Source organism: Tepidanaerobacter syntrophicus (assembly GCF_001485475.2).
Classification (GTDB): domain Bacteria; phylum Bacillota; class Thermosediminibacteria; order Thermosediminibacterales; family Tepidanaerobacteraceae; genus Tepidanaerobacter; species Tepidanaerobacter syntrophicus.
The window spans coordinates 112,704-137,871 of the sequence record NZ_DF976999.1; the positions used below are offsets into that span (position 1 = coordinate 112,704).

At 42.9% G+C, this 25,168-nt stretch carries 24 protein-coding genes and 2 pseudogenes; 2 read left to right on the plus strand and 24 right to left on the minus strand.

The window, feature by feature from the left end:
- Positions 1–8: 8 nt before the first annotated feature.
- The 24 genes and pseudogenes from TSYNT_RS01460 to TSYNT_RS01585 form a co-directional block, all read right to left on the minus strand.
- Positions 9–734, minus strand: coding sequence for a head maturation protease, ClpP-related (locus tag TSYNT_RS01460; RefSeq protein ID WP_059031396.1), 726 nt, complete (start codon positions 732–734; stop codon positions 9–11).
- A complete protein-coding gene (locus TSYNT_RS01465; RefSeq protein ID WP_059031397.1) occupies positions 673–1,995 on the minus strand; it encodes a phage portal protein in 1,323 nt (440 codons plus the stop codon). The genes TSYNT_RS01460 and TSYNT_RS01465 overlap by 62 nt, the downstream gene beginning before the upstream one ends.
- Complete coding sequence (locus TSYNT_RS01470; protein ID WP_014256685.1) at positions 1,992–3,644, minus strand: terminase large subunit; 1,653 nt, start codon at positions 3,642–3,644, stop codon at positions 1,992–1,994. The genes TSYNT_RS01465 and TSYNT_RS01470 overlap by 4 nt, the downstream gene beginning before the upstream one ends.
- Positions 3,645–3,698: 54 nt before the next feature.
- The gene (locus tag TSYNT_RS01475; protein ID WP_059031398.1) at positions 3,699–3,893 is read right to left on the minus strand and encodes a DUF5049 domain-containing protein; all 195 of its coding nucleotides are present in this window, start codon (positions 3,891–3,893) and stop codon (positions 3,699–3,701) included.
- A gap of 3 nt (positions 3,894–3,896) precedes the next feature.
- Entirely contained in the window at positions 3,897–4,364 is a 468-nt protein-coding gene (locus TSYNT_RS01480; RefSeq protein WP_059031399.1) for a gamma-glutamylcyclotransferase family protein, read from the minus strand.
- 61 nt (positions 4,365–4,425) lie between these two features.
- Positions 4,426–5,325 (minus strand): amidoligase family protein, encoded by a 900-nt coding sequence (locus TSYNT_RS01485; protein ID WP_059031400.1) that lies wholly within the window; start codon positions 5,323–5,325, stop codon positions 4,426–4,428.
- A gap of 141 nt (positions 5,326–5,466) precedes the next feature.
- Complete coding sequence (locus TSYNT_RS01490; protein ID WP_013782362.1) at positions 5,467–5,697, minus strand: DUF4314 domain-containing protein; 231 nt, start codon at positions 5,695–5,697, stop codon at positions 5,467–5,469.
- Positions 5,694–6,029: a hypothetical protein gene (locus TSYNT_RS01495; RefSeq protein ID WP_059031401.1), complete on the minus strand. Its 336-nt coding sequence runs from the start codon at positions 6,027–6,029 to the stop codon at positions 5,694–5,696. The genes TSYNT_RS01490 and TSYNT_RS01495 overlap by 4 nt, the downstream gene beginning before the upstream one ends.
- A complete protein-coding gene (locus TSYNT_RS01500; RefSeq protein ID WP_059031402.1) occupies positions 6,022–6,714 on the minus strand; it encodes a hypothetical protein in 693 nt (230 codons plus the stop codon). Before TSYNT_RS01500 ends, TSYNT_RS01495 begins: the two co-directional genes overlap by 8 nt.
- Before the next feature lie 116 nt (positions 6,715–6,830).
- Complete coding sequence (locus TSYNT_RS01505) at positions 6,831–8,084, minus strand: site-specific DNA-methyltransferase (protein WP_059031403.1); 1,254 nt, start codon at positions 8,082–8,084, stop codon at positions 6,831–6,833.
- A 5-nt stretch (positions 8,085–8,089) separates the two neighbouring features.
- Positions 8,090–9,388 carry a site-specific DNA-methyltransferase gene (locus TSYNT_RS01510; protein ID WP_059031404.1) on the minus strand — a complete coding sequence of 433 codons (1,299 nt, stop codon included), beginning with the start codon at positions 9,386–9,388 and terminating at the stop codon, positions 8,090–8,092.
- 156 nt (positions 9,389–9,544) lie between these two features.
- The gene (locus TSYNT_RS01520; protein WP_003515999.1) at positions 9,545–10,096 is read right to left on the minus strand and encodes a P27 family phage terminase small subunit; all 552 of its coding nucleotides are present in this window, start codon (positions 10,094–10,096) and stop codon (positions 9,545–9,547) included.
- A gap of 119 nt (positions 10,097–10,215) precedes the next feature.
- The gene (locus TSYNT_RS01525; protein ID WP_059031406.1) at positions 10,216–10,575 is read right to left on the minus strand and encodes an HNH endonuclease; all 360 of its coding nucleotides are present in this window, start codon (positions 10,573–10,575) and stop codon (positions 10,216–10,218) included.
- A 133-nt stretch (positions 10,576–10,708) separates the two neighbouring features.
- A complete protein-coding gene (locus TSYNT_RS01530; protein WP_028306843.1) occupies positions 10,709–10,939 on the minus strand; it encodes a hypothetical protein in 231 nt (76 codons plus the stop codon).
- A 126-nt stretch (positions 10,940–11,065) separates the two neighbouring features.
- Positions 11,066–11,521: a hypothetical protein gene (locus tag TSYNT_RS01535; RefSeq protein WP_059031407.1), complete on the minus strand. Its 456-nt coding sequence runs from the start codon at positions 11,519–11,521 to the stop codon at positions 11,066–11,068.
- Between the two features lie 106 nt (positions 11,522–11,627).
- A complete protein-coding gene (locus tag TSYNT_RS01540) occupies positions 11,628–11,915 on the minus strand; it encodes a VRR-NUC domain-containing protein (RefSeq protein ID WP_059031408.1) in 288 nt (95 codons plus the stop codon).
- Between the two features lie 299 nt (positions 11,916–12,214).
- Positions 12,215–14,770 carry a phage NrS-1 polymerase family protein gene (locus tag TSYNT_RS01545; RefSeq protein ID WP_059031409.1) on the minus strand — a complete coding sequence of 852 codons (2,556 nt, stop codon included), beginning with the start codon at positions 14,768–14,770 and terminating at the stop codon, positions 12,215–12,217.
- Positions 14,767–15,192 carry a DUF7768 domain-containing protein gene (locus tag TSYNT_RS01550; RefSeq protein ID WP_004400050.1) on the minus strand — a complete coding sequence of 142 codons (426 nt, stop codon included), beginning with the start codon at positions 15,190–15,192 and terminating at the stop codon, positions 14,767–14,769. The genes TSYNT_RS01545 and TSYNT_RS01550 overlap by 4 nt, the downstream gene beginning before the upstream one ends.
- 15 nt (positions 15,193–15,207) lie before the next feature.
- On the minus strand, positions 15,208–16,029 hold the full coding sequence (locus TSYNT_RS01555) for a phage antirepressor (protein ID WP_059031410.1): 822 nt from the start codon (positions 16,027–16,029) through the stop codon (positions 15,208–15,210).
- Positions 16,030–16,033: 4 nt separating this feature from the next.
- A complete protein-coding gene (locus tag TSYNT_RS01560; protein WP_059031411.1) occupies positions 16,034–17,956 on the minus strand; it encodes a bifunctional 3'-5' exonuclease/DNA polymerase in 1,923 nt (640 codons plus the stop codon).
- 57 nt (positions 17,957–18,013) lie between these two features.
- On the minus strand, positions 18,014–18,766 hold the full coding sequence (locus TSYNT_RS01565) for a hypothetical protein (protein ID WP_059031412.1): 753 nt from the start codon (positions 18,764–18,766) through the stop codon (positions 18,014–18,016).
- 121 nt (positions 18,767–18,887) lie between these two features.
- On the minus strand, positions 18,888–19,328 hold the full coding sequence (locus TSYNT_RS01570) for a gp33 family protein (RefSeq protein ID WP_059031413.1): 441 nt from the start codon (positions 19,326–19,328) through the stop codon (positions 18,888–18,890).
- A pseudogene (locus TSYNT_RS01575) lies at positions 19,294–20,756 on the minus strand (DEAD/DEAH box helicase). The gene TSYNT_RS01570 and the pseudogene TSYNT_RS01575 overlap by 35 nt, the downstream one beginning before the upstream one ends.
- Positions 20,757–21,024: 268 nt before the next feature.
- Positions 21,025–22,944, minus strand: a complete 1,920-nt coding sequence (locus TSYNT_RS01585; RefSeq protein WP_059031414.1) for an ImmA/IrrE family metallo-endopeptidase — start codon at positions 22,942–22,944, stop codon at positions 21,025–21,027.
- Positions 22,945–23,104: 160 nt separating this feature from the next.
- On the opposite strand from TSYNT_RS01585, the gene TSYNT_RS01590 reads away from it, so the two are divergent.
- Both TSYNT_RS01590 and TSYNT_RS11890 read left to right on the plus strand, forming a co-directional pair.
- The gene (locus TSYNT_RS01590) at positions 23,105–23,311 is read left to right on the plus strand and encodes a helix-turn-helix domain-containing protein (RefSeq protein WP_004400044.1); all 207 of its coding nucleotides are present in this window, start codon (positions 23,105–23,107) and stop codon (positions 23,309–23,311) included.
- A gap of 212 nt (positions 23,312–23,523) precedes the next feature.
- Positions 23,524–25,166, plus strand: a pseudogene (locus TSYNT_RS11890) (DNA methyltransferase).
- Positions 25,167–25,168: the final 2 nt, after the last annotated feature.

Consider the following 25,168-nt stretch of genomic DNA (forward strand, 5'->3'; position numbering starts at 1 on the left):
AATCCTCCTTATGGTTTTAATAAAAAAAGCCGCTTTTCAAGCGACTCAATCGGGGTCCCTTTTGGTTTTTCTTTTGGTTTAAGCTTTTGCAGGATGGAATTTGTCACTGCCTGCCTACTGAAGATCATTCCTCCTGATACTTCAAATTCGGATGGAAATGATTCATTTTCCATAAACAAGATACCATCGGCAAAGCCAAGTTCCACCGCTTTTCTTGCGTTAAACCAGCTTTCCGCGTCCATTAGGTGCGATATTTTTGCCCTGGAAAGTCCGGTTTTCAGTTCATAAGCGTTGATGATGGATTCCTTTATTTCTTCCAGCATTGCGATAGCTTTCTCCATTTCTTCTGTATCACCGATGGCTATTGTCATAGGGTTGTGAATCATCATCATGCTGACTGGTGACATAAAGACGTCACCTCCGGCCATAGCTATGACCGAAGCGGCGCTGGCTGCAATACCGTCAATCTTTACCGTCACTTTGCCTTTGTAATCCATAAGCATGTTGTAAATTTGATTAGCTGCAAATATATCTCCGCCAGGGCTGTTGATCCAGATCGTTATATCACCCTCTCCGGACAACAGCTCTGATTTGAACTGCTTGGGAGTTACTTCGTCTCCCAGCCAGCTTTCTTCAGCTATTGGGCCGTCAATATATAATGTCCGGCTGCCATCATCGTTTTGTATCCAGTTCCAGAAGCGGCGAACCGGTTTTGGTTTTTGCGATTTGTTCAACTTTTGATCCCTCCGTTTCAGCATTGGTTTTACCTGCAAATGCACCTGCATCAGCAAGCTTAGTCATATTACCGTTGACAAGATATAGGTCGCCACCCAACTCTGCTGGTATCCGGTTCATATCCTCAAGTTCGCGGATATCATTTGCGCTCATCCAGCCGTTCTGGCGAGCTACAGCATAACCATTCATGCGGCTTGCATAATCACCGCGCAGAAGACCATCTACATTGAATTTGACAATGTATATCCGCTTCTCTGACGGTAAAAGCAGCGCTTTTTGGAGAGCCTGTTCCCAACGCACCACCCACGGGTCAAGCGTGTATTTAACAAATTCCAAAGATTGCTGTTCGATGTTTGAAAAGCTTGACTTTTCAAGATCTCCAACCATATGGGGAGGTACTCGGAATATCCGAGCAATTTCATTTATCTGAAACTTTCTTGTCTCTAAAAACTGTGCCTGTTCGGGTGGAATGCCGATTGGTTGAAACTTCATTCCCTCTTCCAGAACTGCAATGCGATGAGCATTGGCACTTCCTTGATAAACAGCATTCCAGCTTTCTCGCACCTTTGCCGGATCCTTTAATACGCCGGGATGTTCCAGAACGCCACCCGGATTTGCTCCGTTGGCAAAAAAGGATGCACCATACTCCTCACAGGCAATAGCCATGCCTATGGCGTTCTTGGCCATAGCAATAGGGGAGTATCCGATCAGTCCGTCAAAACCGAGTCCCGGGATGTGAAGAACCTCATCACTTCGTAGGTATATAAGGCCTGCTTTTGGATTAACCCTACTCTCATCGCTGTCGCGCCGATAAGTGTAAAACAGTTCTCCGTTTGGAGCCCTGTCTACCGTCATTTTGTTTGGCAAAAGTGGATAAAGCGCCAGCACTCGTCCGGAACCGTCCCTAATAATTTGAGCGTAAGCATTTCCCCATAAAAGAAGATGACTCATCAGTGTTTCTCGGAACACGAATGAAGTCATCTCAGGGTTTGGTTCGTCATGGAGTAAATAATAGAGCGGGTGGGTCAACGCTTTTTCTTTGCCACCGTCTTCTTTATAGCGGTACACATGAAGCGGAAGCCCGGCGATGGCTTCTGCAAGTATCCTTACACAGGCATACACTGCAGTTGTCTGCATAGCAGTCCGCTCATTGACAGTCTTTCCGCTGGATGTGCCGCCGAAGAAAAAGCTATATGCATTACCGAACAGGCTGTTTTTCGGCTTATCCCTTGCTTTGAACAAACGGGAAAATACACTCATATAATCAACAGCCCCCTTTCATCATAAATTGATCCGTTGCGTTCATCCCCGTCATGCCTTAACGCGCGGTCAAGCGCCATAATTAACGCTACCGCACCATCTATTCTCTCGGTGGATTTTTCTTTATCCGGCTTAATGTTTCCGGCGGGGTCGGTTTTGACATAGATATTGTCCATCATCCACCGCAGTACTGGATTACCACCATGGGCGATGCGTTCTTCCAATGTCAGCTTCATCAACTCTTTTGTAGGCGGCGACATATCCTTGAAACCCTGACCGAATGGAACAACCGTAAACCCCAAAGCCTCGAGGTTTTGCGTCATCTGAATTGCGCCCCAGCGGTCAAAGGCTATTTCCTTAATGTTATATTTCATTCCGAGTTCCTCAATAAAGGTTTCGATAAAGCCATAATGCACGACGTTACCCTCAGTGGTATATAAAAAGCCTTGCCTCTCCCAGACATCATAAGGCACATGATCTCTCCGCACACGCTGATCAATATTCTCCTCCGGTATCCAGAAAAAAGGTAGAATCTGATATTTATCAGATTCATCAAGCGGTGGAAACACCAGCACAAAGGCGGTAATATCGGTAGTAGATGACAGGTCAAGTCCTCCGTAACAGGTTCTACCGCGCAATTTTTCTGCATCAACAGGAAACGCACACTTATCCCATTTATCCATTGGCATCCAGCGCACCGATTGTTTCACCCACTGATTTAAGCGGAGCTGACGGAATAAATTTTCCTCTGCAGGATTTTGCTTGGCATTTTCACAAGCCACCCTCAATTTTTCGATGTCGACTGTAATGCCCAGTGACGGGTTAACCTTTCTCCATACCTTTTCACTTGTCCAGTCATCGGTATCGGCTGCACTGTAGATAACAGGGTAGAAAGTCGGATCTATCTTACGTCCCTGAAGAATATCCTCAGCCTTTTGATGCACTTCCCAGCAGATGGAATTACGGTCGGTACCCGCAGTTGTAATCAGGAAAAACAGAGGCTGTTTTCTTGCATCGCCAGATCCGTGAAGCATTACATCATAAAGATCCCTGTTTGGCTGGGCATGAAGTTCGTCAAATACCACACCATGGACGTTTAGGCCATGTTTCGTATATGCCTCCGCTGAAAGCACCTGATAAAAACTGCCTAACGGTTTATAAACCAGCCGCTTCTGTGACAGCATTGGTTTAATTCGAGATTTTAATGCCGGACACTGTTCCACCATATCTACTGCAACATCGAAAACAATGGATGCCTGCTGACGGTCAGATGCACATCCGTAAACCTCGCCGCCATGCTCGAAATCACCGCAGGTAAGGTATAAAGCAATTGCCGCTGCAAGTTCGCTCTTACCCTGCTTTTTTGGAATTTCTATATAGGCAGTGTTAAACTGCCTGTATCCGTTAGGTTTCAAGATTCCGAATATATCCCGGACAATCTGTTCCTGCCAGTCAATTAATTCAAAAGGCATTCCATACCATTCACCCTTGGTATGCTTCAGGCAGTTTATAAAAGTAACAGCGGCATCCGCCGCTTCCTTGTCATATCGAGAACCTTCCGCCATAAACTTGGTTGGTTTATATCGTTTTAACTTCCGCAGCTTTGCCGCCTCCTTTCCTAAAATTGAGCAAGAAAAAAGGAACCTCATGGATGAAGTTCCTCTCCTTAGTGGATTTCTATGAAGCTTGTTACGTTATTACCGTTATCGTTTGCCTGTCAGGATAAACTCGGCATATTCTTTCTTGTGTTCATTAAGAAATACTACTAATTCATAAAACCCCATTTTATATGCCTCTTCCTGTACTCTTGGCAAGTCAAACATATTACAGGTACCGCTGTCCCGTATGGCCATAATCTGCCGATAAATCTTATCAGTTATCAGATTCTCGTTACCCATGTCCTACACCTCTGACTTCTCTGCCGCTGAAATTGAATCTCTTACCGCTTTATTGAGAAATGAAATATCAAAACCCGCATCTATATAGCCCTGCCGAATCACCTCGTAATAGTAACGACCCGGTGCTCCCAAAGGTCTACCTTCATTCATGATATACACCATTGCGGGCACCCACTGCCCTTTGAAACGTACCTTAACCATTTCTTTCCGGTATAGATGCGGATAACCTTCATATCTGTCCAGCGCCTCCTCATCATTAGGCATGATTCTCCAGAGCAGTACTGGTACACTTTCACCTTTTTGCTTTTCTATTGTTGCTACTGCGCCACCATTCCCGCCTCTGAATAACAGCCGATATCCTGTGAGTTTTGCACTCCCCAGCACTTTTGCCGTCGGGCAGCGGTATGCCATCTGCCTTAAGTTCAGATTGCTTCCGTATGCTAAATATATGGTTCCTTTTTCTTTGCTCATCGTATCATCCTCCTTGTATTTAACAAGGCAGAGGCGGAGATCCGCCCCTGCGCTTGTCTATCTATGCTGCCCGAAACCGCCATGCTGCGTTACCATCAAGGTGTTTGCAAAGATGCTCCCGGCAGTTTTTGAACTCATCACCAATAAGTCCTATGCGGTTGAGATATGTCCGCATGGCAAACTTCTCGTTTTCAACCTGCGGTTTCTTGCTGGAAGCGCATTTTTGGGTTAACGCCTGATGGTTTAACGCAAGGGCAAGCACTATGTAGCTTCTGATTTTTCCCGCATGAAGTTCGCTGTTAAAGCCTCGAAGCTCAATTGTCCCATTGCCGTTAAAAAAGCTATGCAGGTTCAAAAAGTGGTACCTGCTATTATGGTAATGGGTGCTTCGGCTTTCGCTATAACCTTCGTACCAGATGCTCTCAATCGCCGCCATGGTTTTGGGCTTACGCCGATTCATCTTCTCAACCAGTGCCGCATCCATCTTTTTACAAAACCGCATCCTGTCCGGCTCAATCTGCAATGCTTTATAGAAAAGGTCATTCTTGCTGGCGATAATATTGATAAAATTGCGGATGCTTCGCGGTGTGTGGTCTGCCCCGTCTATATGGATATGAATTCCACAGCTTGTGTTTGCAAAACCTCCCGCCTTGCAAAGCCTTCTTATCAATTCCTGCAGGGTTTCAATGTCTTCGCGGTATGTCAGTATCGGACTTACCAACTCGACGCTATATTCCCGGCCAGCCGCCACAATCCTGCCGTTTTCCTTTTTCTGAGTCCGGATGCTCCCGTCGCTCATGAATTTCCATATCCGTCCATCCGGTGCAATAACCTTATGGGTATCGTAATAATCTCCGCTGGATTCAATCCTCCCTCCAAGAAAAGCTGCTGCAGTTTTTGCCGCCTGTTTTCTTGTAATCCCCGTCAATTCTACCTCGATTCCAAATCTCGTTGTAAGCATTGCGCTTTTTCCTCGCTTTCTCTGTGTTTTTTGCCCTTTGGCAGTGTACATTAGGCCATTGAAAACACAGGATAGCAAGGCAATTCTGCGTGAGTTTTCACTGGATTTTGAACAATTTTACACATCTTGAATTGTGTACATTTACAGCTTTCTGATCACATCTATACCATAGGCTACACCCAAAGAAGAACCGCAGTCCCAGTTGATATGAACGGTTCCGATATCATCCACGAAAGATACTGTTCCTTGGTCTCCCGGTTTCAGCTTAGAATACGGATCATCCATGCAGATAAGCTCAACACGTGTTCCCGGCGGATACTGCTCTTTAATGCGAAGGACTGTTTCTTTTGAAGGGAAGCCTCTTGCACTCATAGTTCGTCCTCCTCTCCATGATAATATGCGGCATACTTTGGGTAATCTCTACCATCCGGCATTACCAACACTCCATCAGACCGTCCCCGCTGCTTAACCAGCAAGCAAAGCCACACTCCATCCTCATTAATGTGACAAAGCCCTTTATTTTCCTCAATGAAAATGCGATCAACACATAGGTCGGCAACGAAGTTATCATAATCAATCTTTGATAGCTCGATAGTTTTTACAACTACAAATCGTTTCCTCGTCTCATACCGATGCGGCACTTTTAAATCCTCTATCCTAAACGGATGCTTGACAAAGAAGGCGGTGCTATGAAAATCATTCATTTTCGTCCACCGCCTTTGCTCTGCCTTTCCTATACGCCCCGTTACCGGACAGCCTTGAAAGCAACACCTTGCGTTCAGTTTTGAAGTTATCACCTATAAAACCCAACCTAAGCAGGAAACAGCGAAAAGCATATTTTTCATTATCTGTTGGTTTTTCTTTTCGTAGTACTCGCTTCTGTAATTTTGCCTGTTCTGCCATCTGCTTTGCCAGCGTTATATAGGTCTGCACTTCATCAGCATTTAAAGTCGCGTTCCAGAAAGGGAAGGAAATCTCATCATTTTCAGCTAAGACTACAAGTTCCCCCTCAATCAACATCGCCTTCTTTATCAATGTCTCTTTGCTGGCCAGCATATTATTAAGGTTTTCAAGGCTTGTCTCGCTAAAGCCCTCCAAAAAAAGAGTAATTGTCATGGTTCCCTCTGCTGATAAGCCCGCCATATTCAGCGCGTCAATAACAGAACGGATGGTTTTTATTTCATTGAGACTGATTTTCGGTGAGTGAACCACACTGTCCCTGTCAATCGTCCAACTGCCAGCAGATTTTTCGTCTTTAATCTCATACAAAAACTCCGGTGCTCCGGCATAGCGCACCTGGCCTTCAAGGGCTTCAGCTATGACCGAGGCAATGGCTTTTCTCTCCTGACCGACAATCTTCTGTGAAAAGCGAAAGCTGTTATTGCTCATGCCATACACCTCCCCTCAAATAAGCTAAAACATTTTTGATTCCCATAAAAAATCCCACCTTTCCTTTTTGGTGGAGTACATTAACGCTCTGTTTTGAGGGGAAAGCAAGGACATTTTTAATCAATCTGTGTTTCCGCGTAAGGTATTTTTTCACTACCTGTTACCAAGAATACTGAATCTGCGCCAAATTGTGAAACATAGCGCTTTACAATCACATCGCAGTATTTCGAGTCAAGCTCCATCATAAAACAAACCCGCCCGGTCTGCTGTGCCGCAATCATTGTCGTACCAGAACCACCGAACAGGTCAAGAGTTAAATCTCCAATATGGGAACTATTGAGCATTGCCTTTGCTACAAGCGATACCGGCTTCATGGTAGGGTGCTCCTCCGATACTTTAGGACGGGGTATCTCCCAAACATCTGACTGTTTACGGTCTTTAAGCGGGCAAAGGCGTGTTCCTTCAAGCCAACCATACCAGATCGGCTCGTACTGGGTATGATAGTCCTTTCTTGATAGTACCAAGCTGTCTTTTTTCCATATAATTGTGCTCGACCAGTGATACCCTGCCTCCCGCATGACGTTCATCAAACTGCCCCATTCCTGAGCACTCATTACCACATAGGTCATGCATCCGGCTTCAGAAACCTCTTTCATGCATTTAAAAGCGCGCAATAAAAAAGCGCCGAATTCTTCGGTGCTCATATTGTCATTTAGAATTTGTCTTGGCTTCCAGCTTGGATGCCTGGTATCTGAACCGTAATCAACATTCCAGGGTGGGTCGGTGAAAACAAATCTCGCCTTTTGCCCATCCATCAGCTTTTGCACATCTGAAAGCAGTGTGCTGTCACCGCACATCAGACGGTGGCTGCCAAGTACCCATATGTCGCCCTTTTTAGTGACCGGAATTTTAATCTCTGCAATTGCCTTTTCTGTATCGAAATTATCCTCTTTGACATTAGCGGTTGATTTATCACGGAACAACTCATCAATTTCCGCAGCATCAAACCCGGTAAGAGAAACATCAAAGCCATCTTCATTTAAATCCATAAGCAGATCGGTCAAAAGCGGAATATCAAACTCACCACTGATTTTATTCAGCGCGACATTGAGCGCCTTTTCCCGCTGTTCATCCAAATCAAGTACAACACAGTCGATCTCCTTATACCCCAAAGCTGTAAGTACTTTATAACGCTGATGTCCGCCGACAATATTCCCGGTGCGTTTATTCCATATGACCGGCTCTACATATCCAAACTCTTCAATGGATCGGCGGAGTTTCTCGTATTCAGGATCGCCCGGTTTTAAGTCCTTCCGCGGATTATATTTAGATGGTTTTAGTTTTTCTGTTGGTATTTTCAGTATATCCATAAATCTTAACCCTCCAGTTTGACGGCTTTTTCGCCGGTGAATTCCTCCCAGCGCTTAACAGCTAAATCACAGTAAACAGGGGATAACTCCATTGCGTAGCATTTACGCTCGGTCTGTTCAGCCGCAATTATAGTAGTGCCGCTGCCGGAGAACGGCTCAAGCACAATACCGCCTTTGTCGCTGTGCATTTTGATGCACCGCCATGGAAGCTCTACAGGGAACATTGCAGGATGCTCCTTGTTTGCCCGGACAGTGGTCATCTCCCATATCCCGGCATAGCCCCATTTCTTGCGTTCTTCCTTTGTAAGCCGTTTCACAAATTTATAACTGTGTCCCGCAAAGGCTGAAAGCCATACATATTCCTGATCGTTATATTCCTCAGTCTCTCCTTTATTGCTGAAGGCTGAAATATACTCATACTGCTGAACCGGCTTGTTTGAAACAAGATGATAAGGTCCTACGCCGAAATTTTGCCCTTGTTTCTTCCAAATGCGGATCCAGATAGGGCGGTAACCATTGGCCAAAAACATATTCACACTGTAAACACTGGTGGGTTCAATAAACTGAGAGCCGGTGGCATAGAGATCACCTAAGTTCCAGCAGACAATATCTGCATACCTGCACAGGTTTCTAATCACTGGGCGTACTGTCTCGAACCATGGTTCAATCCCGGCCTTTTCATATTCTTTGCCTACCCCATATGGAGGGGAAGTCACTGCCATCTGTGCGTGACACCCTTCCATCAACTTCTCAAAATCCTCATCCTTAGTAGAGTCGCCGCACATCAAGCGATGATTCCCGAGAAGCCAGATATCGCCCCGCTTCGTTACAGGCTCGCGCTGCACAATTTCCTCATGCGCTTTATCTATGTCAAAGCTGTCTTGTATCGCCTCTTTGGAGTACCATCGGTTAAGCAGTTCGTCTATTTCAGAAGCGTCAAACCCTGTAAGCGAAACATCAAATGCACCTGCGTCCAACTCAGCCATCAGTTCAGCCAGTTTATTCTCGTCCCACTCTCCCTGAATCTTATTGAGGGCAAGATTAAGCGCTTTTTCTCTCTGCAGGTCAAGATCCACTACAACGCAATCTATCTCTGTCTGTCCCAAGTCCAGCAAAACCTTTAAGCGTTGATGCCCGCCTACCACATTACCTGTTTTTTGGTTCCAGATAACAGGCTCCACATAGCCAAATTCCTCTATTGACCGTTTTAGCTTTTCATATTCCTTATCGCCAGGTTTTAAATCCTTGCGCGGGTTGTATGCTGCTGGATTAAGTTTTTCAACAGATATTTTTTGTATGTTCATGCTGCATTCTCCTGTTCAATATTTTCTTAAGACCCTTTTTTGCGCCCTCACAATCTCCGTTTATTACTTGTCCCCGCAGAGTCTTAAACTGCTGCTTCGTTAAATGGTCTTTATATTTTCTTAGTTCCCTAAGAAAGATTGAATTTGGTTTATGCATCAGCCACCCCTCCTGGCTGTCAGTAGTTTTTCCATAACATCATCGTGGGGAGTAGCCCCCTTGTATTCGGTAGCACAGTTTTCCCGCACGACTTGATAAATTTGATACCACAGGTTATTGGCCTGTTTCATAAAGCTTTGACTCATAGCCACATAAGGTGACGGGATGGCATTGCCAGTCGTCGGATGCTTAGCAAGAAAGCCAAATTCAGTGATACATTCCTCGCACTGAATCCACCGCGCCACACTCTGGGCATATTGCTCTATAAGCTGCGCAGGGATAAGGTGAACACACCTGCGTTCCTTAAGCCACTGCCATGTTTTTTCGTATATTTCCACCGCCAGTGTTGTTTTTCCGTTCTTCTGCTTTGCAGCAAGATAATCCCTCGGTGGCGGCATGCTCTCTCCTTCCAGTTCTGCAGCATCCGTAAACTCCATTACCATGAGCTTTCGTCTGCCGGGATTTCCTTCCAAAATCTTATCCGCCAGAGGTTTTTTCTTCTGTCCTGCACCGATACGTGCCCCACCGCGGTTGGTACCGTCCTTTGCCATACACATCACCTCGATTCATGTAAAAATAAACAGGGGATATACCCCGTTTGAAACTGCGATTTTTCGCGCGTGACCCCCGCCCGTTGCACAAAACTGCTTCACCAGAGATTTTGACCCCCCTACCGTCTTGCCCATCGTTCTCCTTCGCGAGCAGTGATCGATGAGTGACATTGTTTGCACAGGCTCATAAGGTTATTGTCTGCATTGGTTCCGCCTTTGGATAAAGGGATAATATGATGTACCTCTTCGGCTGGTGTAAGCCTTCCGTACTTTTGGCACTCCTCGCAAAGCGGATGCTCTGAGATATATCTGTCCCTGATGCGTTTCCATCTCCGGCCATAGCGTTTTCTTGTTTGGGGATCTCGTTCGTATTTGTTGTAATAAGCATCCATTTGCCTTTGATGCATGTCGCAGTACCTTCCGTCCGTCAGTTCAGGACAGCCGGGAAAGGAGCAAGGCCTTTTTGGTTTTCTTGGCATCTGGCCACCTCCTTTACGCGTATAAAAAAGCCCTCACAGGTTCATCCCATGAAGGCTTATCCATAACTTTTCACAATACCATTATATTTGGTTTTTTACTGAATTTCATCTCATAAAAATCTCATCTGGAATACTAAACAGAACATTTACTTTTTGCCCATGGCATCCTGCCGTTATAATACTTATCTGAAATATATCTCTGCATATCGGGTGGTAAAGCTGCAAGCAAAAGATAAGCCTTTTTTCTATCTTCCTCTAACTCCTGGGTGCTTTTATAGAAGGAACATTTATCTTGCAAGCACTTGTGTACAGTCAGGATATTGCAGCCATTCCTTCCGTTACTGCCAAAACAATTATCGTACATCTTTCTTCACTCCCGTTTTATGTCATAAGAAAAAGCCCCGAAGGGCTTATGCGTTTTAATGTCATTTTTTCACGATATCATTATATATTGGATACCTGTGTTTTACATCTCATAAAAATCTCATTACTACTTCCCGTATAAAAGCAGTGCCAGATGATTAAGTGCCTTGTCCTTCCTGCGGTACACCTGTGCTCTTTCAAGAAACAGCTTCTCTCCGATGTTTGCTACAGCTTCTGTCTTGCTCACATCATTAACAAAAAATTCTGTCAGTATAAACTGTTCTTCCTCCGACAGGGTTTCCCAAGCAGGCTTGAACCACTCCATATATTCCAATGCCCGCCTGTAACGTTCTTTCAACACATCAATCTCGTCAAGGCAAGCAGCAAGGCGTTCTTCGCCGCTTTTGGGATTGTGTTTGCCCGGAACTCCGGTAATCTTTGCACTATGAGGGCTTGTCATACGGGTTTCAATTTCATATATATCCTCATCACTGTGCTCGATAATGTACTGCATGCTGCTGTAATCTTTCAAAGCTTCAACAGCAGCCGCTTTTTTATCTAAATACTGCCATGCAATCAGCATATCGCACCTCCAAAAAATCAAGATAAAAAACCTTGATCTTTGAAGCAGTATGCTTTTTTTCGTTGCTTTGCAGTGCTTGTTCCCTTGTTCGTTATGTCTTCGTTCTTTATAGAAGGCCATGCTTTTCCAGAATAACCTTCACCTCATCTACCGAATGAACAACCGCTGCCACTCCTCCGGCATTGAGGATTTTTTTGATGGTTGCTTCCTGCAGTTTTGTTGTCTTTCCCGATGGGGTTTTTACTTCAAAAGCTATAAACCGCCCATTTACACAGGCAATAATATCTGGTATCCCCGCTGTCCCGTACATACCACCATGTTCCTTCCAACAGAAACACCCCGGTACTGTCTTTAAGTACCGCAGTACTTTAGTCACAATACTTCTTTCAGACATAACCGCTCATCCTCCAAAAATGTTACCTTTTTCCCTCTTATAACCTCGTAACGTCCAAATAAGGCATCTCATAAATCAGCTTCCCAAGCGCTTTTCAGGATTTTGTTACCTTGTTACCTCTTTTTGGGGTAGGTGTATACACAAATATTTTTATTTTTATATTTTTTAGTCTTAAAAAAGCAATGGTACTTTCGCGCGTATATATAAAGTTGAGGTAACAAAGGTAACATCGGTAACAAGTGGCTATTCATCAGCGTTTCTGGCGTTACCTTTTTGTTACCTTGTTACCTTTTTCAATACTAAAGAGGCTCAATATCTGTGATTTCAAAGCCGCTCACATCGCATCGCTCTTTCAATATCGAAAAATCAAGAGCCCACGCTTTCTTAGTTTCGTTCCCGAAACGCATCGTTTTATTGCTCTCTATAAAAAAGTCACTTTGCCTCAATTGCTTCAGAAACTGGTTATACGGAAGACATTCACCTGTGATTGCATAATCGCGTCTGTACTTGGTATAGCGGTCATATACATCACAGAAACGAATCCCGATAACCTTGCCATCTTTATCAAAAGTGTAGTCTTGATTCGGAGCCAGTTTCATCCGGGCCATGATTTCCAGCGTCTGTTCTACGATGGTCTTGTTATTGCTGCCGCCATCCAGCAAGTACTCCTGCACACCGTTTTGAAGATATCGAATACATGCCCCTTTGTTAATGGGAAATACTTCAGCCCACGTTACATTAAGGAATTCACACAGTTTGTTTACTAGGCTCAATCCGGCATAGCAACAGGCGAGATTATTGACGATACGGGATGGAAACTCATCAGATATCTCTGACTTTGCCTCCTCATACCAATTCTCTGCCTCAACGGACGATACTCTGAGTGCTATATCCAGCAGGCTCCGACCGAAGCTGCCAAGCAGATCCGCTTTTGCACACAGCTTATAAAATGCTTGTCTATGGCTGGCTGGTTTTAAGTCCTTCTTGCTGAATAGCAATTCTATGCTCCGTTCTCTGATGGCCGCTTCATCCGGCGATTCCTCACCAGCTACAATAATAGGTGCCAACAGTTCATAAGTAACAGCACTTTGATCCGCCCTACCGCGGACACCTTCATGGCCGTCATATGCATCTCGAAGATGGTTGTATAAGGCATTTAGCCTTAACTTATCTATCTTTGACGGTTTGAACTCATCCATCAGCTGCGGTATCAGATTCGATGATGCAGATTCCTTCATCAGTGTAAATGCGGTAACCTGCGTAGCTGCGCGGATTTTGCTGCACGAAAATACCGGCAGAATAACCCGCTCCAATGTATTACTTTTTCCGCTGCCTTGTTCTCCGACAAGCAATAAATGAGGAAACTTGATGCCTGATTTTTTAAGATGCGGTTTAATGAAGCATCCGGCCACCCAGGCCATTACTGATACCGTTTTTATGGGCTCGTTATAGCTGAGGAGCCATTCACCAAGCATAATAAGCTGTTCCTTTGTCAATGGTTCAAAGATTAGGATATCGGTTGTTATGCTTTTATACTTATCAAGCTGCACGATATCTTCAACAATGTTGCCTCCGGCTTCAATGGCACCATCCGTTGAAACATATACCATCCGCCCGCCATGCTCATAAATTCCAAGAGCCTTGACCCCTGTTTTCCTTACCCACTCCATTTCAGATATATAACCTTTCAGCAGTTCCAAATCTCCTTCTGAGCCAAAATAGCCTAAGGATATTGTCCGGCGGTTCAAGATATTTTTAAACTTTTGGATGTTATTGAAGTCGGTAGTCATAAATGTCTGGCGGTATATTTCATCGCGGATTGTAATAAGATCAGCAGTCATCTGCGTTTCATCTTCCGATACAATCATCTCCACCGGTTGAATGATAAAATTTGTTATAGGATACACACTTTCGCCTCTGGTGCGGTAATACCTACCCTCATGTTCAAAGATAACTGACTCGCTTTCGCGGCTGTATACGTTCTCTGTGACTTCAATGGCCTTATCCAGTGTCTCCTGCCCATATGTTGCTCCACTTGCATGATGTACCGTATCCCACTTTTCCCGGAATAGCCCGGAATTTCTAAACAGCCTGTCCATCTGCTCTTTGTTTTTGCCTGACCAGAAAGCCAGCATACAGCAAAGGGCAAGGTCGGCTTCGGACTGGCTCGGATACCCTGCTTCCTGCCATTTTCCTTCCCATAGCAGATTAAATTCCTTATGGTTTTCGGCTGTCCGGGCTTTCTCCAGAATTTCTTCATCTGTAAGCGGCTCTAGCTTAACCACCTTACTGTCTTTCTTGCTTTTTCCTCTCCGCTTTTTACTTTTGATATAATTCTCATGTATCCAGGCTAGAGCTCCATTATCTTCAGCAATGTAATCAGGAGTCCCTGGCAGTCGCTCGCCAGTCATTGTGAAGTATCTGCTGTGGGCATACATTTCAACGCCGGTTTTAGTGTTTTTATTGCCCTTGGCAGGCATCTCCCCTTTATAGAAAATATGAAGCCCAGTTCCTGAAGGGCTGATTTCCGTATAGGACGGAAACCGCTCAAGGATATCCTTGGCGGTATCGCTTAATTCCCCAGTGTTTTTGTCGCGGCAGTGATCTATGTCTATCCCTACTAAACCTCCGCTTTTTGCGAATACAAAACCTAATCCGGTATAGAGATATTGTTCTTTTGCCGCAATCGCATCGTCAAGGGTCGACCAGTCGTTTGGGTTAGTGCTTGAGGCTTTTCTACCGGTTAAGGGATTGTAAGGGATTTTACTGTCTCTTCCGTCCTTTGTGTTTGGTTCCAGACGCCAGCAGATCCATTGCTTCCGGTTTGCTAATTCTTTAGGGAATGAGATGCTCACTTACACTGCACCTCCTCGCATCGTTCATTAAAATACCGAATCGGAATGCTGCGCTGCTTTGCCTTTTCAATCTCAATGGACATCCCTTTAGTAATTTTTCTGCCAAATACCCACACTTCTGAGCACTTTGACATCAGTACCATGCCAAAGAACAATCCCAGATTTCTCATTTGTTCATCATCGTCATCCATAAACTGCGGAAACAAGAGGTGCGGAGCAATAGGTATGCAATTCCTGCTCACTGCAAAGCGGCAGTACCCCTGAGCCTTACGGATATTACGTTCTATATCACCAGCATATGGGCTGCAGATAAATACCATCGGTCTGTAGGGCGCTTTCCTGGCCTCTCGCTCAATCCTAAGCAGTGCTTCATAGGGTGTGGGGTCGTAATATCCTTCCGCGTTAAACTTGCTGATACTCATGGTATTACCCCCTGCCTATGCGCTTTTTTGTTCACGTTCGATTACAGGCAATATACCTTTCTTGTTTTTGAGAAGGTCATAGATAAACAGCCTTCCTTTTTGTGTCCAATATGTGTGCATTACGCTTCTTTCTGCATCAATAGCATGGGTCTTGGATTGCGTGTATCCTTGATCGGCGTACTCCTGATATAAAAGCCAGCAGTTTCCCATTTTGTACTGTACTCCGAGCTCATGAAGCAGCTTATTGAAAGCGCGGCCAGACATTCCGTAATCCTTGGCAATCTTGCTGATCGGCACAAGGCTTTTATTTTGCAATATGAGATCATAATAGCTCGCTTTGGGCTTCAACTCACTGATAATCTGTTTGTTCTTTGCATTTTCTATTTCTAATGCTTTCCGTCTGTCGCGTTCTGCCTTCAGTTCAGAGAAAATCCTGATGCCATACTCCGGATTAGAAATCATCTCTTCGATAACTTTATCTGTAGCATAAACTCCATATTTTCTGATCGTGGGCAGCACTTCATCAAAGACCCATCTTTCAAAGCGTTCAGCAGCAGGAAGTTTGCTACGTATAATGAGACGATATAGATTTCCCTCTGTAATATAAGTCCGTTCAACATGCTGTTCAGTCGAGACACCATATTGATTTGTAGTTAAGGTGACCCCGTCGTGTTTCACGACCCCGTCTGGTTTGCAATGGCGTTGTATCGCATCACGAGGGTTACTATATCCCAGAATCCTCGCACAATCTGTTGCAGGGAAGTATTCCTTTCCATCAATAACGAGTACTTTAAGTTCTCCAAATTCTGTATTCTTAAAAACCTGTAAATTAGTCATAACATCAATCCTCCATTTCTTTCATTTCTCCAAAATTTCTTCCTACCGAGGCCTCTGCCACGATAGGTACATCAAATTCAGGGAAGGGTTGTGTTTCCATACACTCTTTTATAAAAACAACTGCTTCGTCCACCTTGTCTTCCGGTAATTCAAAAACCAGCTCGTCATGTATCTGCAGCATAGGTTTCAGCCAAAGCCTTTCGGGAAGTCCACTGATGATGCGCCCACAGGCAAGCTTTAGAATATCTGCCGCTGTACCTTGAATAGGTGTATTTAATGCGCACCGCTCGGCAAAGGACTTCTTGCCCCAATCTGATGACCGAATTCCCAGCAAGTATCTTCGCCTGCCCAGCCATGTTTCTGTATAGCAGCTTTCAGCTGTACGCTTTTTAACTTCATCTTGCCATCGGACAAGACCGGGGTATCCGGATTTCAAGTTTTGAATGATGGTCTCACATTCGGACAAAGTTGGGTTCAGCCCAGCTTTAAATTTAAGTGTTCTCTGTAAGCCAGTAGGAAACAGGCCATAGAACACACCGAAATTGCAGTTTTTTGCAATGGTCCTGCGCTCTTTATAATGTGGAGCATTTTTGTCTGCTGCCTCTTCAAAAGGAATGCGGTAAATAACAGAAGTGGTCTGAGCATGGATATCACCGCCAGTACGATAGGTTTCCAGCATACGTTTGTCCCTGCAATAAAACGCTCCGACGCGCAGTTCTATCTGTGAAAAGTCAAGGGATAAAATAGCCTTTCCTTCCGGTGCAATAATAAATTTCCGTACGCCTATTGGGTCATTGTCTTTCTGCGGACAATTCTGCATATTCGGGTTTCTTGACGCAAATCTGCCTGTCTCTGTCCCCAATGGTATAAGGTCCGGATGAATCCTGCCGGTATCCTCATCAATAAATCGAAGATAACCGTCTATATAGGTGGATTTGAGTTTGCCCCATTTGCGGTACTCTTGCACCAGATCAAATAAGCGAGCAAGTTCAGGCCTGTTGGATTCACACCATCCTTTTAATAGGATCATGGTTTCATCATCGGCAGCTTCCTGATGTTTTGCGGTCGTTTTCATGACCGGAAGACCGAGATCCACAAAAAGATATTTTTTAAATGCTGAAGTTGAAGCATTTGCCCCAATCTCTACATTGCCGATAATTCCGGTAATCTCTTTTCTGATACTGACAATCTTTTCTGCGGCTTCCGCTTGTTTCTTCAGCATGGCTGACTTATCCACCAATATGCCGTTATACTTCATTATCCCGACATATACTGATGTAGGCGATTCTACCTCTTCCACAATAGTTCTGTGTTTGGGTAAAAATCTATCAAACCACTGATTGAAAACATGATACAAGCGAAGAGTGTAGTCGCTGTCAGCACAAGCGTAGCGGACAGTCTTCTCATCCTGAGGGTTCAATTCATCGAAAAACCGACCTTCAGTAACCGTTGAGAATTCTGTCATTTCTGCTTTGCAGAGTGCAGGCGCAAGCGTTTTAAGTCCGCTGTCAGCAAGACTTCTGAACTCCCACTTGCTTTTTAATGTAAGTTGTGATGCTGCAATCGTGTCATAGCAAGGCTTTTGAAGGACGATACCTCTTGCGTAAAGGAACATAGACTCAAAAGCCAGATTATGAGCAACTTTTATTACATCTTTTGATTCGAATAGTAATTTCAGATAATCCCATATTGCCGCCTGGTTCTCTGCATTTCGCCCGCTACGATGTTTAAGTGGAACATATATAGCAGTCCCTTCTGATACTGAAAAACTGATCCCTGTAATATCTGCTTTATGAGCATCCAGAGCTGCACTTTTATCGTTCCTCCATTTATCGCGGGGTGACGTTTCAAAGTCGAAAGCAAATAGGACAGTGTTTTTCAGATACTCTTTTATTTCAGACAGCATATAAACACATTTGTATCCCATGCGGTTCTCCTTTCCGCCCTATCGGAGATGGAAGTTACTCTCCGATAGGGCCTTTAATCACTTAAGCGGCTCAGTAATTTCACCTGATTCAGGGTCTACATTTATTACCTCTTCACCGGCAGGTTCAGTGTCATGGCCGACTCGGGTACTGAATGCTTTGACCTGCTCGGAAAGCTTGGATATCAACGCATATTCGTCGGCGGTCAGATCCCGATCTACAGCAAACTGAGCCTGTGAATAGGTGATACCGCTTGAATTGGTCGCCTTTTTCAAAGAAAAGCGAGTAACAACGCTGTTTGATTTTTTGCCTTTAGAAAGCAGCCTTTTGATGTAGCGGGAAAACTCTTTCAACGATCCTGTTGGCAATGAGAGTATCAACGGGAAAATCTCCCCTTCACGCAGTACATATATCCTGCGGCGGTTCTTGCAGGCTTTGCTGCCGTTTTCCCCCGAACCAAACTGATTATATGGGCATTTGGCACAGCTTCCTCCGGGGTCTCCTTCGCCGGTTATACCATCAAAGCTTCCGCAATCCGGTGGGTTACTGCCTCCGGTATACTTGTCCTTGTAGTATGCATAAAGTGGATGATGATAAAGAATTACCGCTGAGAATTCTTTGACAGTATCAGGTTCTCCGGGATTTTCCCCGGGTACTTCGAATACTGTGCTGCCTGCGGACGGGATTTTTATGCGTTCAAAAGTCATGTCAAGACCGTCAAGTTCTGATGCCATTGCCTCGTCAAGATTGAAATTAGCGAGCTGAAGAAAACCTGTATTTTCGTTAATAGTTACGAGTTCATTGTTTTTCATGCTTTTATACCTCCGTAATTATGAATTTGGAATGTAATCTATATCATTGTTCTTTGAAACATCGTTCTTCGAATCGTTATTCTTTGAACATTAATATTGGAGCATTGCTCTTTGAACCTATTCACCTTGCTGCTTTCCGCACAGTTACTGTTGTCTTTTCGAAGACATTCACAAGGCCTTTCAGCCAGTCCGGAAGCTCGTCCCCATTCTCCGCAATCTGTTCTTTAACAAATGCTGACAGGGAATTTGTATTGACTGTTTCATAGATGAGTTCTCCAAAGCCTTTACTGCGTAGTGCGTCAAACAGTTCCTCCTTCATGCCTGCGGCAGCACTGGCTCTTGTTGTCGTTGAAAGGCAGAACATTGTTCCTGCTCTTGTGAAGTTTTGCGTCTCACTGCTGATCATCAGCTCAGACAGGCGGTATTCAACATCGTCAATCTCTGCATTAATGCTTTTCAGTTCTTCTTCCGCGGCCTTTTTTGCATCGCGAAGCTCCTTAAGACGGTCAGCAAGTTCAAACATCGCATTATTGCTCACAGCTTTCACCTCCCTCTGGGGCAAAAGGATTTGCTCCTTTGCGGTAGTCGTCTATCAGCATTTTTGCAAGATCTGCCTTATTGCGTAGGGCAGTCAGGATTTTTGAATCCACAGTACCCTTGGCAATAAGGTAGATATATGTGCAGCCATTCTTCTGTCCAACTCTATGGATGCGGGCCTTTGTCTGCTCGAAATTCGACATGGAATAATCAAGGGAGTAAAATACCATTGTGCTTGCAGCAGTCAGCGTAATACCAAGTCCAGCGGTTGCAATCTGGCCTACAAACACCATGCAGTCGGGATCATATTGAAACCGGTTTACTTGTTCTTGGCGATCCTTAGTCGCACCATAAATACACGCATAGCCGATGTTTTTTTTCTCCAGCAACCTGCATATAGCATGAATTTCAGGGATAAACCTTGCTATGACAACCAGCTTATGTCCTTCTTGAATACTGCTTTCAAGGATATCTTCAAGAGCTTTCAACTTGGCATCACTGACTTGCTCGATTTTCCCACCGTCATCGCTTCCGATGAAGCCGCCGGTTAATTGCGAAAGACGAAGCAAGCGTGTCAGTATGTTTGTAGCTGTTACTTCTCCTGCTGACAGCTCAGTATAGCTTTGTTTGACAAGCTCTTTATATTTCTTTAAAGTGACAGGCTCAAGCTCAATATGGCGAATAATATCGGTGGTTTCCGGCAAATCCAGACACTCCGCTTTGGTCGCCCGGAATGCAATGCTGTGAATCCTTTTCATCAAATCCTGTTCCATTGATTTTTTCAGCACTGGCGTATGGTTGCCATAGCCGACCATGTTGAAATACCGGTTTCGGAATGCATAAAAGCTGTTGCCAAAGATGCGTGGATCGAGAAATTTATACTGGCTGAATACATCTATGGCTTTGTTGGTTATAACCGTTCCTGTCAGTAGGAGCCGATACCGGGCAAGCAAGCCCAATCGGTGCATTGCTTTTGAAACCGCTGTATTATGAGTTTTAATTTTGTGTCCTTCATCGGCTATGATAAGGTCAGGATGCCAATTTGCCAGTTCCTTCTCCATTCTCCATGCGGATTCGTAGTTAACTACCACCACATGGACACCTTCACCAGTTAGAAACCTAAGCTGTTGAATTTTCTTTGATATCGTGCCATTAAGGACTATAAGCTGATATGGAAAATCCGCGAACCGTTTAAACTCATCCTCCCAGACTCCAAGTATGGAAAGCGGTGCAACTATCAGCACACGGTTTATTCTTCCTATAGCTTTCAATGCTCCTATAATGGCGATTGAGACAAGAGTTTTCCCGGTGCTGTTCAGCCCATTTCCATCAGGAGCGCTGCACCCCATCCGGAAATGGCAGAAACACCACCACCCTTCAAAAGCCCAAATAGACTGCAGATGAAATTGAAAGCACGAATCTGATGCTTATATGGTCTGCCCTTTATGGGCATTGGAATTATTGACAGCGTTTTTGCATTGTTCATAGAGTCTTGCATCTTATATCCTCCATCCTTCAATTTTGAGGGTTGGCCAACTCTCTGACTTAATGCTACTTGAATTGTTAAAGCCTGTCCGGACATCTAAAGTCCATGATTTTGGCAAAAAAATAGCCATTATGCAGTAAGGTTTTTGCGCCTTTTTTGCATAATGGCTTAAAATCTCATTATAATAGCCGGTTTAAAATATAAAAAGTTGGACTTCAGAAGTCCAACAATTTTTTTAACTTATCATTTCTTTATATGCCTTTGCACAAAGAGGGGAAAGTCTCAAGGCTTCCAAAACTTCATTGCATTCATATATTGAATGCCCTCTATACGAATGGATAAGCTTTTTATACGCCAATTGCTGTGGAGTGTTATTGAGAGTATATCCGGCAAGCCTTAATATCTCTTCACTGTATGTAGGGCTAAGCTCCAATCCGATGCAGATTGCAACAACGGTTTCTAAAGTTGGATTGTTAAGTTCATTATTTTTTATTCTGTCATATGTTTTTCCTGAAAGCAAAGTCTTTTCAATAAAAACAACCTTATTGTAGCCTTTCCTTTTGATATGTCCGTATACCGCTTGGGAAAATGTCTGGGTTGTACGGCTCAAATGCTGACCTTCTTCGACGAATTCTTCGTGAAACTTCTTTAGCTCTTCTGAACGATTAAATACTTCCATATTATGCTTGTCCGGGTTAAATGTCGGCACTCTGTTATAATCCGGTGTAGCTTTACGGAACATTATAGAATCGAGGTATACTACAATGTCCATTTTGGAGGCTTTATTTAGCTTTAAATCAAACAGAAGACAGCATTCATCTACATGCAGTTTTGCATAGTCTGTAAGATCAAGGCTTCCATTTTCTAACCTTTTAATGTATTTAGAGTCGTTAATAACGTAATGACCGTCAACATAAATAAAATTACCGCTGTCTATAATCTTTGCAAATTCAGGATTTGCATAGTATTCAAAAAATGAATCGCTTAGGCTAATACTATATGTTTGGTTTTTATGTAATGAGTCTGCCTTAAATGTATAATTGCTGATAAAATGGTCATCTACGTAGGTATATACACCTTCAACTTCCTTATATCCGAGGTCAAGCATCCTTATTTTGGCTGCTATCCTTGACACCTGGAAGAAGTCAGCTAATTCATACACGACATTTTCCATTATATTTAACCTGTCGTGATTACCAAAAAGGAGCTCATTCTTTTTAATTAGCTCCTCAATCTTTTTAATGGTCATTGATTTAGGCATAAGGATGCGAGGTGCGATTCCGTTAGCATGCCATTCCATCCAGTCTTCTGGCGTCCATTGCTTTTTGTATTTAGTTGTTTCGTTTACCCTGCAGCTTATGAGTAAAGCATCGCTGTTATATGTCTTAACTAACTCATGGTATTTTCTATGCTTATACCAGTGAACACACTCATGAATAATGGTATTGTTCATGCACCCTACGTTTCGCATGAAATACACATTAGGATCCACGAGAATTGTTCCTCTTGAAACTTCCAAAGGCTTATATGTTCTTTCATTTCTGTCGAAATATTCTATCGTACAATCTCCAAAAACTATTTGACCAAATATAGTGAAATGCTTTGTTAACTGGATTTCCTTAACCTTAAGCCCCATTCTTTTCACTACTTCATCTACCGGAATAGGCATAGGAGTACTTAATGCTTCCGGGCAAAATTCACTTAGAAACTCGGTAGCAACATCGTCAAACTGTTCCTTTTCTATAATTGGCACTAAATACTCAGACAGTCGGCCCAATTTGCTTTCTCTGTACTTGTTGTATATTGAAACAGAGTTGATTTGAAAATTCTGAATTCCGTCATCAAGGTCAGCTCTGCAGGAGATACGGAACCATTGTTCTATACCATCAGTCTCGCGATTCCTTCGTACTGTTTCTGCAATTTCAATTTCGGCAGAAACAATTACGTCAAATAAAATACTGTTACCTGGCGAGTCGGTTATATCTATCGTTATGATGTCAAAATCAGATAATGCTGCTTCATCCGGTGATTGCACATGGTATGAGTTGGATTCAAGCTTATCCGGGTTGTCCTCTATATATTCAGACAATTCGTCAAAGAGATCATTGTAATACATGTTTGCAATAACATCTCTGAACGAGCTGACACTTGCCATACCGTACCTCCCTGATTACATATCATCATTCTAGACCAAATATTTTCTTATGTAAATTATAACATAAATTGCGTAAAACACAATAAAAATACGCGAGCTCAAATTTTTATTGTGTTTTGGACTACTTTATGGTATCTTTATATCGAGCGAGGTGACAATTATGGCCGTAAGCTATAAAAAACTATGGAAACTCTTAATTGATAAAGATATGAAAAAGAAAGACTTAAGAGAAGCGGCTGGTATTAGTACATCTTCAATGGCAAAACTGGGTAAAAACGAAAATGTTACGACCGATGTGCTTGTGAAGATTTGCAAGGCATTAAAGTGTGATATTTCCGATATTATGGAGATTGAGCCAGATGAATAGGTAGCAACAGCTTTTACTTAATAGTTAAGCAACAATGACGCTAATTGAATTATTATGAAAAAAACATAAATTAATAAAATTTTTAAAGTGAGGTTATAAAGATGTATAATCAATTTTTTAATACTGTTCTTGAAGTACTAAAACAGGATCAACGTTTTTTTACTGATAACGGGGAATTGCTTCGCAATTCCGTATACGAGGCAGCAATGCAAATGGATTCAAAACTCATTAAATTGCTTTTATCTAACGAAGAAACAAAAAAGCGCTTTTTTGCCGACGTTGAAGGTGTTCTCGTTTTTGATAAAGTCGGCTTCGGTTGGGTTATCAATAATAGGCAATTCTTGCCTGACTCATATACTCGTTATAAAAATAAAATTGGTCTTGTAAATAGCCGGGATGAGTACATATCTACCTCAAAGGATGTTGTACTCGTTTTCCCTTATAAAGACTGCGTTCTTGAAGGAGGACAAACGAAAGAAGATCAAAAGCGTGATGAGATATTCTATAATGAAACACTTGCACCGGATGAAGTGGACAGGCTTCTTTATCCTAAGGTGTTCACAAATGCAAAACGTTATACTGCTGACGGAGAAGAATCGATTACAGAGTTTAAAGATACCGATAACCTTATAATTAAAGGTAACAATCTTCTTGCTATTGCTTCATTATTGAAAAGATATGAAGGCAGAGTAAATTGTATTTATATAGATCCGCCTTTTAATACAGGAAATGATAGCTTCAATTATAATGATAAATTTAGTCGTTCAACATGGCTTACATTTATGAAAAACCGATTGACTATTGCTCAGAAATTATTAACCAGGGACGCAATATATTTATACATATAGATGTAAATCAATCTCATTACTTAAAAGTGCTATGTGATGAAATTTTGGGGGAAAATAATTTCGTAGAAGAATTAATCTGGGCATATGGTTCTCCATCTGGTGGAAGAGCTGCAACTCCTAAACCCGTTAATATTCATGACTATATACTTCATTATTGTAAAGACTATCCTTCAAGAAAACAGTATAGAGTTTACACACCTTATAGTGAGAAATATATAGCAGATTGGTTTAAATATAAAGATGAAGATGGTCGAGTATATCAAAAACGTCAGCGTGGAAAAGATGAAAACGGTAATACAATTTGGGAAAAACAATATCTAGACGAAAGCAAAGGTATTCCATTGTCAACTGTATGGACAGATATAAAACAAGTATATGCCGATCCTCGTGCATATAAAGAAAATCAAGCTAAGCATACAGAAATCATTCGAGCCTTTACTGGTGGGCAGAAACCAGAAGCGTTAATTAAGCGTATTCTAGAGATGTGCACAGATGAAGGAGATTTGGTCTTAGATTTCCATCTTGGTACTGGTACAACAGCGTCGGTTGCACACAAAATGAATCGCCGATATATAGGTGTAGAACAAATGGACTATATAGATGAATTCGTAGTGAACAGATTAGTTGATGTTATTAAAGGCAATAATACTGGTATTTCCAAAGATGTTAACTGGCAAGGTGGCGGTTCTTTCGTATATTGTGAGCTTGCAAAGCTAAATCAAAATTTTGCTGACCGAATACAAACTGCTGAAAATGATAAAGAGCTTGCTGATATTTGGCGTGAAATAAAAAAGACCGGTTTTATAAGTTGCTATGTAAATCCTAAAGACATTAATCCTGAAGCAGAGGATTTTAAATCTCTCTCATTTGAAGAAAAAAAGCGTTTATTTATGGAGCTACTAGATAAAAATCAACTTTACGTTAATTACTGTGATATTGATGATGAAGATTATAATATTTCAGACGCTGACAAGGCATTTACAAAAAGCTTTTACGAGGGGGTATAATA